The following is a 16,001-nucleotide window of genomic DNA, read 5'->3' on the forward strand; positions in this document are numbered from 1 at the left end:
TAATAATACTTGTACGGAAACGGCGGGCCGGATATATTCGAACCGTACCACCGCAATCCGCAATCTTTCAACCGGAACAGCGTAATCTTGCAAATAGAGCAAGTCGTATCCGACGTAATCCACGTCGGCAAGCGGATGTATGACCGGGGATACGTAGCCGCGAACGACGGGAACTTAAGCGTTCGACTGTCCGAAGACCGATTGCTGATCACGATGACCGGGGTGAGCAAGGGTTTCCTGGACCCGGACAAATTCGTGATCGTCGATTATGACGGCGCGGTGATCTCGGGGATGCACGAACCGTCGTCAGAAATGAAAATGCACCTCATGGTGTACCGGGAGCGTCCGGACGTGCACGCCGTGGCCCACGCCCATCCTCCGTCGGCGACGGGTTTCTCGGTGGCCGGCGTGCATCTGCCCGATGCCCTGCTGCCCGAGGTGATCGTCTCCCTGGGATTCGTCCCCATCGCGCCCTACGGGACGCCGGGAACCATGGAACTGGTCGAATCGCTCAGGGGATTCGTGCGGGACCACGACGCGATCCTGCTGGAAAACCACGGCGCGCTGACCCTGGGTCCGGACATCGTTTCGGCCTATCACAAAATGGAAACCATGGAGCACTGCGCGCAGATCGCCCTCGTGGCGCGCATGCTCGGCCGGGTCAACACCATAGACCAGGAGAACGTGGACAAGCTGCACCGCCTGCACGGCCGGCCCTGTTCATCCGGCGGAAAGAAAGAACACCGGACCGAGGAACCTACATGACGACAACGCGCAGAGAACTGGTCAACGAAATCAGCGAGACACTGGGACTGAAAAAGACGCAGATCTATCCCGTGATCGACGCGCTCTTCGAAATCATGCGGGAGAACCTGGTCGAGGGCAACCGGATCGAGATCAGGGGATTCGGCGCGCTGGAAATCAGGAATACCCGCCCCAAGCCGGCGGCCCGCAATCCGCGGACCGGCTACACCATCGAGGTTCCGGCCCGCCGGAAAGCCAAGTTCAAGCCCGGCAAGATCCTGAAAGAAGCATTGCGCGCCCAGCGGAAGCGTCGGGAATAACCGCCGACGCTCAGGGCATCGACGCACCCACGCCAATCAGCGAGACATGCCTCCCTATTACCCGGTCGGCAAGCTGCCCGCGGAAGACCTGGACCGCATCCTGCGCCGCTATGCTTCCGGCGCCGACCCGAGACTGCTCGTGGGCCCGGGCATCGGTCGGGACGCGGCGGTCATCTCCTTCGGTTCCAGCGTACTCGTCTCGAAAACCGACCCCATCACCTTCGCCACCGAGGAAATCGGCTGGTACGCCGTCAACATCAACGCCAACGACGTCGCCGCCATGGGCGCGGCGCCCCGGTGGTTCCTCTCGACCATACTGCTTCCGGAAGATAAAACCGACGCCGGTATGGTGGACCGCATATTCTCCGGCCTGGCCGACGCCTGCCGCGAACTCGGCATCACCCTCTGCGGCGGACACACCGAAATCACCCACGGCCTGGACCGGCCGCTGCTCATTGGGCAGATGCTGGGGGAAACGACGGCCGACGGCTATGTCTCCGGCGACGGCGCCTGTGTGGGCGACCGGATCCTGCTGACCAAGGGGATCGCCATCGAGGCGACGGCGCTGATCGCCATGGAAAAAAGCAACGAGGTCCGGACGCGATTCTCCGACGAATTCCTCGAGACCTGCCGGCGGTACCTCAGGCAACCCGGCCTCAGCGTGGTCAGGGAAGCCCGCCTCGCCATGGAGACCGGCGGGGTCCGCGCCATGCACGATCCCACGGAGGGCGGACTCGCGTCGGGACTGCGGGAGATCGCAGTCGCTTCCGGGGTCGGCATGCTCATCGAGGAGGACCGGATTCCGCTGCTGCCCGAACCGGAGGCCCTCTGCGCGTTTTTCGGCCTGGATCCCCTGGGCGTCATCGCGTCGGGCGCCCTGCTCATCGTGGTGGAGGCGGACCGTGCGCAGCCCCTTGCGGCCCGCCTTGGCGAAGCCGGCATACCGGTCGCCGAGATCGGGTCCGTAGAGCCTCCAGAGTACGGAATCCGGATCAGAAGCAAGGGTGAAATCGCCGATCTCCCGGCCTTCGACCGGGATGAAATCGGCAAGGTGTTCGAAGCGACGTAACGCCGTCCGGGACCGGTAAAAATACTTGCATGCGGACCCCCGGAAGCTTAGATTTGGACAGCGAAAACCGAAAAGTACGGTGTACGGCCAGGGGTCGTTCTTCGGCCCGGTTCCAATCACATCTTCGCATTCCTTCAGGAGCGCATCATGGAAAAAGTGATGGAAATCATCGTTTTCCTCATGAAGCACATGCAGGATGAAAAAGGCCGATTCAACGACATCGCCGACGTCTCACAGACCCTGGTCGGCCACGGCTATACCCAGCAGGAGGTCAACACGGCCTTCGCCTGGCTGTTCGACCGCCTCCAGGCGCAGGCGGAAGTCGTGGTCGATCCGACCAAGCCGCTCCAGCCCAAACCCAACCGGATTCTGCACGCCGTGGAACAACTGATGATCCAGCCGGACGCGTACGGTTACCTGCTGGAGCTTCGCGAACTGGGCCTGATTACCGATGCGCAGACCGAACTGATCATCGAACGGGCCATGCTGACGGGCGCCCGTTCCGTCACCCGGGATGATATCAAAACCATCGCCGCGCCGATCCTGCTCGAGTCGGAATCCGGCCAGGTCATGATCTGGCTGCCCGACGACCTCGAAGAGGGCATCATCGGGAACTGAAGCCCGACACTCCTTCATCTCCAGCGCAGCTACTTTCACGCGACTACTTTCAAACATGTCCAAATCACTCGTTATCGTGGAGTCCCCGGCCAAGGCCCGTACGATCAAGAAGTACCTGGGCAAGGATTTCGAGATCATGGCGTCCGTGGGCCATGTCCGGGACCTGCCGCCCAAGAGCCTGGGCGTCGACGTCCAGAACGGTTTCCAGCCCGAATACGTGACGATCCCGGGGAAGGAAAAGGTCGTTAAAGACCTCCGCAGCGCGGCGCGGTCGGCCGATCAGATCTTCCTCGCGACCGACCCGGACCGGGAGGGCGAGGCCATCGCCTGGCACGTGGCCAGCCAGCTGGGCAACAGCAAGAAGGAAGTGGGGAGGGTGCTCTTCCACGAAATTACCCCCGGGGCGGTGCGGACGGCGATCGACAAGCCCGTGTCGATCGACATGCAGAAAGTCAACGCCCAGCAGGCGCGCCGAGTCATGGACCGTCTCGTCGGGTACCAGGTCAGTCCCTTCCTCTGGAAGACGATCACCGGCGGATTGAGCGCGGGACGGGTACAGTCGGTGGCGCTGCGGCTGATATGCGAACGGGAAGTGGAAATCGAGAAGTTCAAGGTCGAGGAGTACTGGTCCATTACGGCACACCTCCGGTCGGAGGGGGACGCCGTGTTCCCGGTCAAGCTGGTCCGCGTGGACGGAGAGAAGTTCAACCTGCCCGACGAGAAATCGGCCCGGGCGCTGATCGAGGACCTGCACGGGAAGACCTTCGAAATCGAGGACATCACGCGGAAGCGCACGCAGCGCAATCCCTATCCGCCCTTCATCACCAGCACCCTGCAGCAGGACGCGGCCAGGCGCCTCCGGTTCACCACCCAGAAGACCATGATGATCGCCCAGCAGCTCTACGAAGGCATCGAGCTGGGCGACGAGGGGGCCATTGGGCTGATCACCTACATGAGGACGGACTCGACCCGGATCGTGGACGAGGCGATCGCGGCCGTCCGGGACCTGATCGGCCGGGTATACGGCGACGAATACGTCCCCCCCAAGCCGCGGAGGTTCAAGACCAAGCCGGGCGCCCAGGACGCCCATGAGGCGATCCGGCCCACGGCAGTGGACCGCAGCCCGGAGAAGATGAAGCCCTTCCTGACGAAGGACCAGTACAGGCTGTATGAACTGATCTGGCTGCGCTTCGTGGCGTCCCAGATGCGTCCGGCCCGGTTCGACGTGACCACCGTGGACATCCGGTCCGGGAAGTACCAGTTCCGCGCCACGGGCACCGTGCCGACCTTCGCGGGTTTCCTGAAGGCCTATGAAGAACCGGTCGACGAGGACGTTGAAGGCAAAGACGACGAGAAATCCCTGCCCGATCTGCGGAAGGACGAGAAACTCGCCCTGGAAAAGCTCGAACCCAGGCAGCATTTCACCCAGCCCCCGCCCAGGTACACCGAGGCGAGTCTCGTCAAGGAACTCGAGGTCCGGCAGATCGGCCGGCCAAGCACCTATGCCCAGATCATCAGCACGCTGCGCATGCGCAAGTACGCGGCCATGAAAGCGGGCCGGTTCACGCCAACGGACCTCGGCATGGCCGTAAACCGGATCCTGGTCATGGCTTTCCCGGACCTGTTCGACGTGGCGTTCACCGCGAAGATGGAAGACGCGCTGGACCGCATCGAAACCGGGGAACTGGACTGGACCGGCACCCTGGTGGACTTCTACCAGCCCTTCAACGAGCGGCTGCAGTCCGTAAACGCCCAGCGGTCGGAGCTGAAGAGCACGCTGACGGAGGAGACGGACGAGAAATGCGAGAAATGCGGCAAGCCCATGGTCATCCGATGGGGCCGCAACGGCCGGTTCATGGCGTGCGGGGGGTTTCCGGCGTGCCGGAACACCCGGCCGATGAACGGCGAAGAGAACGCCGACTTGAACACTGACGAAGTATGCGGGAAGTGCGGCGAGAAAATGGTCGTGAAGACCGGCCGGTACGGTCCGTTCCTGGCGTGCAGCGGATATCCCCGCTGCCGGGAGACGCGGCCGGTCAACCTCGGGGTCGACTGTCCTGAAGAAGGTTGTGACGGGTTCCTCACGGCGCGCCGGTCGCAGAAGGGCCGAAACTTCTACGGTTGCAGCAACTACCCCAGGTGCCGTTTCGTGGTGTGGGACAAGCCGGTCGACCGCCGCTGTCCACGGTGCGACTATCCCCTCATGGTCGAGAAACAGGAACGGTCCGGCCGTGAAGCGCTCCAGTGCCCGTCATGCAAGCATCGCGTCCGGGCGGCCGAGTCGCAACCCGAGGGCTCCGGCGAGGCGGACCAGGCGGGGCAGCTGGACCAGGCGGACCAGGCGGGACAGACCCTCCAGGAGGCTTGACCGATCATGGAGAAACTGGTCAGCGCATTTCTCGATCATCTCGAGATCGAGCGCAATTACTCCCGGCATACCCGTTCGGCCTATGCCGGCGACCTGGGCCAATTCCAGTCTTTCCTCTCCGAAGACGGCGGCGCCGATCCGCCGGATCCGGAATCCATCGACAAGTCCGTGGTGCGGGCGTTCCTTCACCACCTGCACCGGGAAGGCTTCAGCAGGCGGACCATCGCGCGCCGTTTCGCGGCCGTGCGGTCCTTCTTCCACTACCTCTGCCGGGAAGGGATCGTTTCCTCCAACCCCTGCGTCTACCTGACCACGCCGAAATGGGACCGCCACCTGCCCCGGTTCCTGGACAAGAGCCAGGTGGAAGCCCTGCTCGGCCAGCCCGACCGGAGCCGGCTACTCGGTCTGCGGGATGTGGTCATCCTGGAACTGCTTTACGGAGCGGGCATGCGGTTGTCGGAGCTCGTAGGACTCGACGTCGGCGCGATCGAAATGACGGAGGAACGGATCCGCGTGATCGGGAAGGGAGACCGGGAACGCATCGTGCCGCTGGGCGGGCCCGCGTTGTCCGCGCTGGCGGCCTATATGGATGTCCGTCCCATGCTGATCAAAACGGGGCGGGAAGATACGGCGGCACTCCTGCTGAATCAACACGGCCGCAGGCTGACGGGACGCGGGGTCCAGTACATCCTGGGGAGATACGGTCTCCGGATCAGCCAGCAGGGATTGACGCCCCACATGCTCCGCCATACGACCGCAACGCACCTGCTCGACGCCGGAGCGGACCTGATGGCGGTCAAGGAACTGCTCGGCCATGAACGGCTTTCGACCACGCAGGTCTATACCCACGTCGCCCTCGACCGCCTCAAGAAAACGTACGAAGAGGCGCATCCCCGCGCCTGATCTATGAACGGGACGCCGGACCACTCCGCGCTGAAGATTCCGGTCAGCCTGGCCAGCCCAGTCGGCCTGATCGGCCCGGCCTGCCTGGTCGCCATGGCCTGCCTGGTCGGCCTGGTCGCCGTGGCCTGCGCCCGCGAAGGCATGCCGCCCGGCGGCCCGCGCGACCGCATTCCGCCCTGGGTGGTGGAAACCGATCCCCCGGCGGGTTCGACCCACGTGCCGCTGGACGTTTCCCCGAAGCTTACCTTCAGCGAACGCATTCAGCCCCGTTCCATCGAAGGCAACCTGTTCATCGCGCCGATCGTCGAATTCGAAGCCGAAGCGAGCTGGCGGGGCAACGAGATCACGGTTCGGTTCGAGGAGCCCCTGCTGGCCGACAGAACCTATATCATCACGGTGGGCACCGGCTTCAGGGACATGCGCAGTAACCGCATGGATTCGACCTTTGTATACGCGCTGTCGACCGGCCCCAGCATCGAAGAGGGGGAGGTCAATGGACTGACGGTCCATGACGGCCAGCCTGCCAGGAACACCTATGTCTGGGCCTACAACCTTGCCGGGAAGCCCGACCCGGACCCGGCCGGCACGACCCCGGACTACCTGACCCAGGCAGGCCGGGACGGTACCTTTACCTTCACCCATCTCTCGGCCGGCCGTTACCGTCTTTTCGCCTTCCTGGACCAGGGCAGAGACCGTCTCTACGACGCGGGCGTGGACCCCATCGGGGTGCCCACCCGGGACGTCGTCCTTTCGGAAGAGGGCATGTCGGATGAGGATATGGCGGAAGAGGGCATGTCGGAAGTGGGTATATCGGAAGTGGGTATGTCGGATGAGGGCATGGTGGACGGTCCCATGTGGTTCCGGATGGCCGTGAACGATACCGCCGCCATGCACGTGATGTCCGCCCGGGTGTCCCACCGGCGTGCACTGAGTATCTTCCTGAGCGAGGCGCCGCACGCGGACATGGTCCGGGACACGGGCGCCTATGCCATCGCCGGCGTGGAGGAGGGCGAATGCCTCGAGGTCACGTCCGCCTATCTCGATCCGGCGGATCCGGCGACCATCGTGCTCATCACGGCGCCCCAGGTCCGCGACCGGGTCTATCGCCTGACCGTTACCGGACTTGAAAACACCTGGTCGGAACCGATCGACACGACGGAGAACACCGCTGAGTTCACCGGGTCGTCCATTGAGAACCCGCCGGCACCGAGGCTCCTGGAGGTTCATCCCGGCAACCGCTCGCGGGATGTCGCGCTGTCCGTCGAGCTTCGTTTCTCGTTCAGCGAACCCGTAACCCTGGAGGAAGGGGCCGTGGTCCTTCGCGACTCCACGGACCAGGAGATCGGCGGGGATCTCCGGTGGATCGACGCCACGGTCGCCGCGATGCGGCCCGACAGCCTGCTGCAGCCGAGTGCCGACTACGAGATCCTCGTACTGGCCGGCCTGGTCACGAACGGGTTCGACCAACCGCTGCAAGCCACGGGCGACCGCCCCGATACGCTCTCGTACACCTTCTCGACCATCGATCCCGAGAGCTACGGTTCGCTGTCGGGACGGTTCGAGGACGATAATCCAGCGGGGGCGGGAGCCGTTGGGATCTCCCTTTATAAATTGAGAGACTCGGAGCCCGCATCGGAAATCGAACTGGACGGTACCGGGGATTTTCGTTTTGACAACGTGCTGCCGGGCCGGTATATCCTTCAGGCCTACCGCGACGCGAACGGAAACGGCAAATTCGATTACGGCAACGCCTTGCCATTCGTTCCCGCCGAGCGGTCCATGGTCCATCCGGACACCCTGGAAGTACGATTGGGATGGGAGACGGAAGACATAACGCTCAGGCTGAATCGTTAGCGGCCCGGCGCGTAAGGGGAGTTAGAACATGTACAACGGAAAGAACGCCCTCGGTCTGCAGGAAGCGGTGGATGCGCTGAAGACGCGGGGCATCGTGACCGTCGAAGGCGTATTCTCCGCAGAAGAGATGAACTCGTTCCGCGGACTGCTGGACGGGACCATCGCGGAGGCGAGCCGCGTAGAGGAATACAAGGGTCGGCCGACCGACAAGCTCCTCGGAAGATCGAAGGATACGGTCTGGCTGCTGTGGGAACTCTACGCCGTGTGCGAAGGCGGACTCCGGTTCTCCCGGCATCCCGCCATCGTCAGCGTGCTCGAACGCGCCCTGGGCGAGCCGGTCAAACACGCGAGCATCGGCACCATGTTCGACAAGGTGGCCGGCGGCGACGCGGAGATCGGATGGCACCAGGACACTTTCTTCATCGTGGACCCGCCCCGGGACCATGACCTTGATCTTTCCGGCTACTGGAACCAGTTCGGCCACATACACATCAGGCCGGCCGACATCGATTGGAAGGAAGACTATTTCCAGCAGACCATCATCGTCCGCATCAACGTGGACCCGCAGACCATCGAGAACGGCGCCATGAAGGTCCTTCCGGGCTCCTATCTCGAAGGTCCTCTTGAGCTGAAGGGCGGACCTGAGGCCTATGTCGCCACGCACGAGCACGAGGCCATCGACTGCACCGCGGGCGAGGGAAGCGTCACCTTCTACTATCCCACCATGCTCCACAGCTCGGAGGTCAGTACGGCGCCGCACGGCGTGCACCGGCGGGCCGCCGCGCACCGGGTCCGCGCGGAAAGCCTGCAGATCCCGGGATGGGACTGGCCCTCGGACTGGCCCGAAGGCGCAGAACGGATCCGGCCGGAATCGGGATTCGACCTGGATCCCTTCGCCTGATTGTTGCCTGAGCTACCAACCCTGCCGGCGGCCGGAATCCAGTTCCGCGTCGATCCCTACCGCCTTCCGGAATCCGGCCCGAGTTCACCGATGTACAGGGTGGAGAAGGCCGGAGCGAAACCGCTCCATCGCCGGTCGCCGTACCTGTTTTCCTCGATGCCCAGGACCCACGGCTTGCTCAGGGTCGCGTTGACCATGTTATGCAGGAACACGCCCGCGGCCTGCTCGGCCAGGATCACCTCGGCGTCCTGGTACATGGCGACGCGCTTCTCCTCGTCGAATTCCCGAGCGGCCGCATCCACCAGGCGGTCGAACTCTTCGTGTATCCAGTCCTGCCGGCCCGATCCCGCGGGCTGGGAGCGCCAGGGCACGGCGATCATGTCGCTGGGGTCGGGGTAGTCCATGTTGAACCACAGGAAACCCCAGGGGATCTCGTGGTCGCGCATGAAGGCGTTGAAGGCGTTTGTGGACTGCTGCCGCAGGTTCACCTCGATGTCCAGGTGGTCCTCGAACATCTGCTGCATGGCGACGACCACGTTCCATTCATCGGGCGTCGGCGGCTGGCCCCGCACCCAGAGTTCGAGCGGGGGCAGTCCCTTTCCGCCGGGGTAGCCGGCCTCCGCCAGTCGCTGCCGGGCCAGCTCCGGATCGAAGGCCTGGTACGCGCGGATCCGCTCCGACTGGTACCCCGGGAAGCCCTTCGGCAGCATGCCGTAGGCCGGCGTAGCGGCGGCGCCGAGCACGACGTTGCAGATGGACTCGCGGTCGATGGCGTGGGCCAGGGCCTGGCGCAGCCGGATGTTGTCGAAGGGCGGCTCGCGGGTCCTGAAGATCGTGTAGTACGTCCCGAAGTTCGGATAGGTGATCAACTCGCGGCTCAGGACGGGGTCCATGCGCGCGTGATGGTAATCGGGACCAAGGACTGCGATCCGGTCGAACTCGCCGTTCTCATAGGCCGGCAGTCCCCGCCAGCCCGGCAGGATGAAGGTGAACTCGATGCGTTCGAGGTATCCCTTCCAGGGTCCGTTGTAATGGGGATTCAGCGCATAGGTCATGCCGACGCTCTTGTCCCACGACGCGAGGCGCCAGGTGGAATTGGACACGCAGTACTCCGGTTCGGACCACCTTATCCCGTATTTCTCCACCTGCCACCGGGGCGCCGGCACGGAAGTAAAGAAGGTGAGAATGTAGGGAAAGTGCGAGCACGGTTCTTCGGTCTCGATCACCAGCGTGCGGTCGTCCACGGCCCGGACGCCGACGGCCTGCGGGTCGCTCGTCTTTCCCGTGTTGAAGGCGCGGGCGCCCTTGATCGGGTAGTAGAAGTAGGCGAAGATGTTGGCGTGGGCGGGATCGAGCAGCCGGCGGAAGGACCATTCGAAATCGTGGGCGGTCACCGGCCGGCCGTCGCTCCACTTCGCCCCTTCGCGGATCGTGAAAGTCCAGGTCACGTGATCGTCCGCCACGGACCAGGACTCGGCGGCCGCGCCCCTGATCTCCATGTCTTCGTCGAAGACCAGCAGGGATTCGAATAGGAAGGCGTTGAACTGGGCGTCGAAGAGGGAGATGCCCACGTCCAGGGTGGACGGTTCCAGCATGCTCAGCCGGATGTACTGCTCGCTGAGCGGGGCCGCGTCGACCGGCAGTTCCCGCCCCACCGAATTGACACGCGAGGTCTGCGTCCCGTCGCCGGGCTCGTTACCCGGTGACCCGCAGGCCGCTGCGACAAGCGCGGCGGCGCAGATCAAGACGTATAACCTTCCTCCCATCGTGCCCTCCCGGTCGCCGCGGAACGCTACGACATGAAGCGCCTGTAGCTACGCCTTGGAACCCCCGCCGGCCACGAGACCTGTGCTGCAGCCGCGGGCCGATCGGTCATTCTTCGGCGAAGGCGGCATCGAAGGCCACGTCGGACGGCGGAAAGTCGACGCCCTTCGTAAAGGCGCAGGCTTCCTCGGCGCCGTGCTCGCGGTCCATGCCGCTGTCCTCCCACTCGATGGAGAGGGGACCCTGGTACCCGATCTCGTTCAGCGCGCGGATGATCTCCTCGAAATCGATGCTGCCGCGGCCGAGGGACCGGAAATCCCAGTACCGGTCGGAATGGCCGAAGTTGACATGTCCGCCGAAGACGCCGGCCCGGGTCGGGCGTTCCGACCACCAGACGTCCTTCATGTGCACGTGGTAGATGCGGTCCCTGAAGGTCCGGATGAACTCGACGTAGTCCACCCCCTGGTAGCCGAAGTGGCTGGGGTCGTAGTTGAATCCGAAGGCCTCGCGATTATCCAGGGCGTCCAGCGCCCGCTGTGCCGAGGAGATGTCGAAGGCGATCTCCGTGGGATGCACCTCCAGGCCGAACTTCACGCCCACCTCGTCGAACACGTCCAGGATCGGATTCCAGCGCGCCGCGAAGTCTTCGTATCCCGCATCGATGGATGATGGGTCCACCGGCGGGAAGGAGTAGAGCAGGTGCCAGATCGACGAGCCGGTGAAGCCGTTGGCTACATCGAGGCCCATGTTCGCTGCGGCCCGGGCGGTCTGCTTCATCTCCTCGGCCGCGCGCCGGCGCACGCCTTCCGGGTCCCCGTCCCCCCAGACATGGGGCGGCAGGATCGCCTCGTGGCGGGCATCGATCAGGTCGCAGACCGCCTGACCGGCGAGATGGTTGCTGATGGAAAACACCTGCAGTCCGTGCTTGTCCAGCAGCGCCCGGCGGTCCTCGCAGTACGCCTTGCTTTCAGCGCCCTGATTCACGTCGAAATGGTCACCCCAGCAGGCCAGTTCCAGACCGTCGAACCCCCAGCTCGCCGCCTTCCCGGCAAGCGTGTCCAGGGTGAGGTCCGCCCACTGGCCGGTAAAAAGCGTTACGGGACGAGACATGATTGACTGCTCCTTTCAGTTTCATAGTCGGCATGTACGGCGCGGAGGCCGCCGGTTGATGGCGGGCGCCCCACGCCGGTATCGCGTTCACAGGCCGCAGGCCTACAGGTCGGCGATCCGGACCCAGCTGCCGTTCTCAGCCGACAGCGAAACGGCTTCCAGCACGGCCTGGTCCCGGACCCCTTCGTCGAAGTCCGGATGGAGATTGTCGTCGGCGCCGGCGATGGCCTGCATGAGATCGTACACCTCGTGGATGAAGGTGTGTTCCCATCCGATGATGTGCCCGGGCGGCCACCACCGGTCCATGTAGGGGTGGGCGCCTTCGGTCACGATGATCTCGCGGAAGCCCTGCACGTGGTCCTCGTCTTCCCGGTTGTAGTACTGGAGCTCGTTCATCTTCTCCAGGTTGAAGGCGATGGAACCCTTGCTGCCGTTGATCTCGAATCGGTTTCCGTTTCTCCTCCCGCCGGCGAAGCGCGTGGCTTCGAAGGAGCCCACGGCGCCGTTCTCGAACCTGGCCAGCGCCAGGGTCGTGTCGTCCACGGTCACCGGTCCCGACCGCGTGGAACCGCCGGCACTCGCGCCCAGGGCCGAATCGATCTCCTCCACGATGGGACGCTCCTTGATGAAGGTCTCCTGCATGCCGGTCACCTCGGTGATCTCGCCGATGAGATACCGGGCCAGGTCGATGATGTGGGCGTTCAGGTCGCCGTGGGGACCCGAGCCGGCCTTCTCCTTCTGCAGCCGCCACACCAGGGGGAAATCGGGGTCCATGATCCAGTCCTGCAGGTAGACGGCGCGCCAGTGATACACCTGGCCGATGCGGCCTTCTTCGATGAGCCGCTTCGCCAGCGCGACGGCGGGCACCCTGCGGTAGTTGTAGGCCACCATGCTCTTCACGCCCGCCCGGTTCACGGCTTCGGCCATGGCGCGGGCTTCCGCCAGGCTGTTGGCCAGCGGTTTTTCGCAGAAGACGTGCTTGCCCGCTTCGGCGGCGGCGATGGCGATCTCCGCGTGGCTGTCGCCCGGTGTCGAAACGTCGACGAGATCGATGTCGTCACGGGCGATCAGCGTCTTCCAGTCGGTCTCGTAGCCTTCCCAGCCGAACTCGGCGGCCGCGCCTTTCACGTTCTCCTCGTTACGCCCGCAAATGGCCTTCATGACCGGCACGCCGGCCGCGTCCGGGAAGAAGAAGGACATGTCCTTGAAGGCGTGACTGTGCGCCCTGCCCATGAACGAATAACCTACCAGGCCCACGTTAACGTTCCGTGCCATGTAATGCTCCTTTCTCGTCTCACGCCGCCGGGGCGGTCACGTTCGCCGCCGGGGCGGCCCGTTCTTCGCCGGGGCGGCCCGTTCTTCGCCGGGGCGGCCCGGTTCAGGATGCCAGTTTTTCTTCTACGTAATCTTTCAGCTCACTGATGGCCACCCGGTCCTGCGCCATGGTATCCCGGTCGCGGACCGTAACCGCGTGGTCGTCCAGGGTCTGGAAATCGACCGTGACGCAGAGCGGCGTGCCGATTTCGTCCTGGCGCCGGTAGAGCTTGCCGATGGCGCCCGTGTCGTCGTACACCGTGCGTATCCTGCCTCCGGACTGCAGCGACCTGCGGATGTCCCGGGCCGTTTCGGCGAGCCGGTCGTCGGTCCGCTTCAGCGGGAAGACCGCCACCTTGACCGGGGCCAGGTGGGGCTTGAGCCGCAATACCGTCCGGTAGTGGTCGCCGATGACCTTCTGCGACAGGTTCCGCAGCGTCTTGCCCTCCTTGATCCGGTCCGCGCCCGTCATGGCCAGGAGCGCGTCGATGCGCGGCATGCTCTCGGGCAACTCGCCGGCGATCGCCTCCCCGAAGGCCTGCAGGGATTCCCGCGTTTCGTCCGGCATTTTGCTGTTCTTCGCGACCGACGCGTTGAAGGCGTCCAGCCCGTCCTTGACGGCCGAAAGCTTGTCTTCGGGCGGCGCTTTCACCATGGACTCGTCGTAGGCTTCGCTGAGCACGGCCAGCAGACAGCGGCCGACCCCCGCTGACGGCTCGACCACGAAGGGGATCACATGGCGGTTGGTCTGCGGATCGAAATAGGAAAGCCGGGTCGTGCTGGAAGAGTTTTCCGGGACCTGCGCCGTGAGGTCGTACTGTTCCTGGTACCGCGTGTGGGCACCCAGGTCGAAGTCCGTCCGGCTCGCGATGCCCTCCAGTTCCTCGAAACCGAGGGAGGGATACCGGTACATCAGGTCGTAGGTCTTCTTGGAGTAGTGGGCGAGATCCTCCTGCGGCACGTCAAGGATCCGGATGTTGTCCCGGCTGACGCCAATGTGTTCCCACCAGGCGAGGCGGTCCTCCAGCCAACGATCCTGCCATTCGTCCTCGGTACCGGGATGGACGAAAAACTCGATCTCCAGCATGTCGAATTCGCGGACGCGGAACAGGAAGTTGCGGGGATTGATCTCGTTGCGGAATCCCTTGCCCACCTGGGCGATGCCGAAGGGCAGCTTGCGCGCCGTGGTGGTCAATACGTTGTTGAAATTGACGAAGATGCCCTGGGCCGTTTCGGGACGCAGGAAGGCATAAGCCCCTTCTTCCGATACCGGCCCCACCTGGGTCTTGAACATCAGGTTGAAGGGCCGCGGCTCGGTCAGGTCCGTGGATCCGCAGGCGGGACACACACCCTTTACCTGGTCGGCGCGCCACCGGCCCTGGCACTTGCGGCAGTCCACCAGGGGATCGACGAAGGTCTCCTCATGGCCCGAGTACTTCCAGGTCAGCGGATTCATCAGGATGGCGCTGTCGAGCCCCTCCATATCATCCCGCTCATAGACGTTGCGCCGCCACCAGGAGTCCACGATGTTGTTCTTCAGCTCGACACCCACCGGGCCGTAATCGTACAGACCCTGCAGGCCGCCGTAGATTTCCGAGCCCGGGTAGATGATTCCGCGGCGCTTGCAGAGAGAGACGAGTTGTTCCAGCGAGACAGCGGCCACCGCGGTCCTTTCCGGTTTGAAAAACGGGGAGATGACAGGCAGCGCGGCGCTTCCGGCACGCCGCGAACAACGCGTTCACCTTAACGAAAACCCCGTGCGGTGTCAACCCAAAAGGCCCCCGCCGCACCTAAAATATAGATTGACAGGGACCGGGTCCCCGCGCATTGATACATAGCGTTTTAGCGTTGTTTCGCCCTGCTTCGAAAAACACGATCCGACACCCGGTGCTATCGATGTCTGAAACGGTCATAAGCCACGACGATCTCGGCGCGGTCGCCGGCGAATTCCAGGGCCGGCCGGCCGTGCTGCACTACGGGGACGCCGCCGCCGAATACCGCGCGGTCCGGACCGCAGCCGGCCTGAGCGACCTCTCCGGCCGCGGCAAGCTGCGCATGACCGGCACGGACCGGCAGCGCTTCCTGCACCGTGTGGTGACCAACGACGTGGAGCAGCTCGGTGCAGGAGAAAGCGTCTATGCCTGCATGCTGACACCCCAGGGGAAGATCATCTCGGACATGACGGTCCACGTCCGCGGGGAAGACCTGCTCATCGACGTAGAACCGGGGATGGCGGGCGTGCTCCGGGATACGCTCGACCGGTACGCCCTCATGGACGACGTCGAGATCACGGACGTCACCGAGCGGTACGGCCTGATCGGCGTGTCCGGCAGGCGGGCGGACGACTGCGTCCAGGGCCTCGCCGGTCCCCTGCCTTCGCTGCCGCCCGGCGGACACGCGGAGATCGAATTAAGCGGCGTGCCCGCGACCGTGGCGCGGACGCATCGTACGGGCGAACGGGATTACGATATCTACGTCCCCGCCGAAAGCGCGGACGATGTCTGGAAGGCTTTACTCGCCGACGCGGGAGATGGCGAGGGAGCCGGCGAGGGAGGTGGCGTCCCCTGCGTGCCCATCGGATACGAGACCCTGGAAGTCCTGCGCGTGGAAGCGGGCATTCCCCGCTGCACGGCGGAACTGGACGACCGGATCATTCCCAACGAGGCGGTGAAGGACCGGGCCGTCAGTTTCACCAAGGGCTGCTACATCGGGCAGGAACCCGTCGTGATGATGGAGCACCGGGGTCGTCCCAACCGCCTGCTGTCTGGACTGGTCATCGAAGGGGAAAAGCTGCCCGGACGGAATGCCGTGATCCGGATGGACGGGAAGGACGCCGGGTGGATCACCACGGCGGTCCACGGACGGGCGGTCGACGGGATCATCGCGCTGGGATTCGTCCGGCGGAGAACCATGGCGGCGGGCGGACCAGGCGGACCAGGCGGACCGTTGGAAGTCGAGGTGGACGGCGTCCCGGCCCGCGCCGAAATCGCGGACTTGCCCTTCTACGACCCCGGTCCTGGATGAACGACCCTCGTC

The 16,001-nt window shown here is 64.4% G+C and carries 13 protein-coding genes; 9 read left to right on the forward strand and 4 right to left on the reverse strand.

Annotated features, from left to right (window positions below; genetic code table 11):
• Positions 1 to 135 precede the first annotated feature (135 nt).
• The 8 genes from F4Z81_03880 (at position 136) to F4Z81_03915 (ending at position 8,777) form a co-directional block, all read left to right on the forward strand.
• Positions 136 to 765, forward strand: a complete 630-nt coding sequence (locus F4Z81_03880) for a class II aldolase/adducin family protein (GenBank protein ID MXW04192.1) — start codon at positions 136 to 138, stop codon at positions 763 to 765.
• Positions 762 to 1,064, forward strand: a complete 303-nt coding sequence (locus tag F4Z81_03885; protein MXW04193.1) for an HU family DNA-binding protein — start codon at positions 762 to 764, stop codon at positions 1,062 to 1,064. The genes F4Z81_03880 and F4Z81_03885 overlap by 4 nt, the downstream gene beginning before the upstream one ends.
• A 46-nt stretch (positions 1,065 to 1,110) precedes the next feature.
• The gene (locus F4Z81_03890; protein MXW04194.1) at positions 1,111 to 2,133 is read left to right on the forward strand and encodes a hydrogenase expression protein; all 1,023 of its coding nucleotides are present in this window, start codon (positions 1,111 to 1,113) and stop codon (positions 2,131 to 2,133) included.
• Between the two features lie 147 nt (positions 2,134 to 2,280).
• Positions 2,281 to 2,751 carry a DUF494 domain-containing protein gene (locus F4Z81_03895; GenBank protein MXW04195.1) on the forward strand — a complete coding sequence of 157 codons (471 nt, stop codon included), beginning with the start codon at positions 2,281 to 2,283 and terminating at the stop codon, positions 2,749 to 2,751.
• Between the two features lie 55 nt (positions 2,752 to 2,806).
• Positions 2,807 to 5,119 (forward strand): type I DNA topoisomerase, encoded by a 2,313-nt coding sequence (gene topA, locus F4Z81_03900; GenBank protein ID MXW04196.1) that lies wholly within the window; start codon positions 2,807 to 2,809, stop codon positions 5,117 to 5,119.
• A 6-nt stretch (positions 5,120 to 5,125) separates the two neighbouring features.
• Positions 5,126 to 6,022 (forward strand): tyrosine recombinase, encoded by an 897-nt coding sequence (locus tag F4Z81_03905; protein ID MXW04197.1) that lies wholly within the window; start codon positions 5,126 to 5,128, stop codon positions 6,020 to 6,022.
• A gap of 3 nt (positions 6,023 to 6,025) precedes the next feature.
• Entirely contained in the window at positions 6,026 to 7,876 is a 1,851-nt protein-coding gene (locus F4Z81_03910; GenBank protein ID MXW04198.1) for a hypothetical protein, read from the forward strand.
• A gap of 28 nt (positions 7,877 to 7,904) precedes the next feature.
• Positions 7,905 to 8,777 (forward strand): phytanoyl-CoA dioxygenase family protein, encoded by an 873-nt coding sequence (locus tag F4Z81_03915; GenBank protein MXW04199.1) that lies wholly within the window; start codon positions 7,905 to 7,907, stop codon positions 8,775 to 8,777.
• A gap of 56 nt (positions 8,778 to 8,833) precedes the next feature.
• Here the strand turns inward: F4Z81_03915 and F4Z81_03920 are convergent, their stop codons facing one another.
• The 4 genes from F4Z81_03920 to F4Z81_03935 all read right to left on the reverse strand — a co-directional run bounded on the left by F4Z81_03920 (position 8,834) and on the right by F4Z81_03935 (position 14,628).
• Positions 8,834 to 10,543 (reverse strand): peptide ABC transporter substrate-binding protein, encoded by a 1,710-nt coding sequence (locus F4Z81_03920; GenBank protein MXW04200.1) that lies wholly within the window; start codon positions 10,541 to 10,543, stop codon positions 8,834 to 8,836.
• Positions 10,544 to 10,649: 106 nt separating this feature from the next.
• Entirely contained in the window at positions 10,650 to 11,651 is a 1,002-nt protein-coding gene (locus F4Z81_03925) for a sugar phosphate isomerase/epimerase (GenBank protein ID MXW04201.1), read from the reverse strand.
• Between the two features lie 102 nt (positions 11,652 to 11,753).
• Positions 11,754 to 12,926: a Gfo/Idh/MocA family oxidoreductase gene (locus tag F4Z81_03930; GenBank protein MXW04202.1), complete on the reverse strand. Its 1,173-nt coding sequence runs from the start codon at positions 12,924 to 12,926 to the stop codon at positions 11,754 to 11,756.
• A 103-nt stretch (positions 12,927 to 13,029) separates the two neighbouring features.
• Positions 13,030 to 14,628 (reverse strand): glycine--tRNA ligase, encoded by a 1,599-nt coding sequence (locus tag F4Z81_03935; GenBank protein MXW04203.1) that lies wholly within the window; start codon positions 14,626 to 14,628, stop codon positions 13,030 to 13,032.
• A 233-nt stretch (positions 14,629 to 14,861) separates the two neighbouring features.
• Here F4Z81_03935 and F4Z81_03940 point away from each other — a divergent pair, with 233 nt between their 5' ends.
• Positions 14,862 to 15,989: an aminomethyl transferase family protein gene (locus tag F4Z81_03940; protein MXW04204.1), complete on the forward strand. Its 1,128-nt coding sequence runs from the start codon at positions 14,862 to 14,864 to the stop codon at positions 15,987 to 15,989.
• The last annotated feature ends 12 nt before the right edge of the window (positions 15,990 to 16,001 follow it).

The organism is Gemmatimonadota bacterium (genome assembly GCA_009835325.1).
Lineage (GTDB): Bacteria > JAAXHH01 > JAAXHH01 > JAAXHH01 > JAAXHH01 > JAAXHH01.

Excerpts from the sequence above, each read along its gene's own strand:
- F4Z81_03880 (MXW04192.1), top strand. The coding sequence starts at position 136 with ATGTATGACCGGGGATACGTAGCCGCGAACGACGGGAACTTAAGCGTT.
- F4Z81_03925 (MXW04201.1), bottom strand. The coding sequence starts at position 11,651 with ATGTCTCGTCCCGTAACGCTTTTTACCGGCCAGTGGGCGGACCTCACC.
- F4Z81_03920 (MXW04200.1), bottom strand. The coding sequence starts at position 10,543 with ATGGGAGGAAGGTTATACGTCTTGATCTGCGCCGCCGCGCTTGTCGCA.
- F4Z81_03890 (MXW04194.1), top strand. The coding sequence starts at position 1,111 with ATGCCTCCCTATTACCCGGTCGGCAAGCTGCCCGCGGAAGACCTGGAC.
- F4Z81_03895 (MXW04195.1), top strand. The coding sequence starts at position 2,281 with ATGGAAAAAGTGATGGAAATCATCGTTTTCCTCATGAAGCACATGCAG.
- F4Z81_03905 (MXW04197.1), top strand. The coding sequence starts at position 5,126 with ATGGAGAAACTGGTCAGCGCATTTCTCGATCATCTCGAGATCGAGCGC.
- F4Z81_03940 (MXW04204.1), top strand. The coding sequence starts at position 14,862 with ATGTCTGAAACGGTCATAAGCCACGACGATCTCGGCGCGGTCGCCGGC.
- F4Z81_03910 (MXW04198.1), top strand. The coding sequence starts at position 6,026 with ATGAACGGGACGCCGGACCACTCCGCGCTGAAGATTCCGGTCAGCCTG.
- F4Z81_03885 (MXW04193.1), top strand. The coding sequence starts at position 762 with ATGACGACAACGCGCAGAGAACTGGTCAACGAAATCAGCGAGACACTG.
- F4Z81_03930 (MXW04202.1), bottom strand. The coding sequence starts at position 12,926 with ATGGCACGGAACGTTAACGTGGGCCTGGTAGGTTATTCGTTCATGGGC.
- topA (MXW04196.1), top strand. The coding sequence starts at position 2,807 with ATGTCCAAATCACTCGTTATCGTGGAGTCCCCGGCCAAGGCCCGTACG.
- F4Z81_03915 (MXW04199.1), top strand. The coding sequence starts at position 7,905 with ATGTACAACGGAAAGAACGCCCTCGGTCTGCAGGAAGCGGTGGATGCG.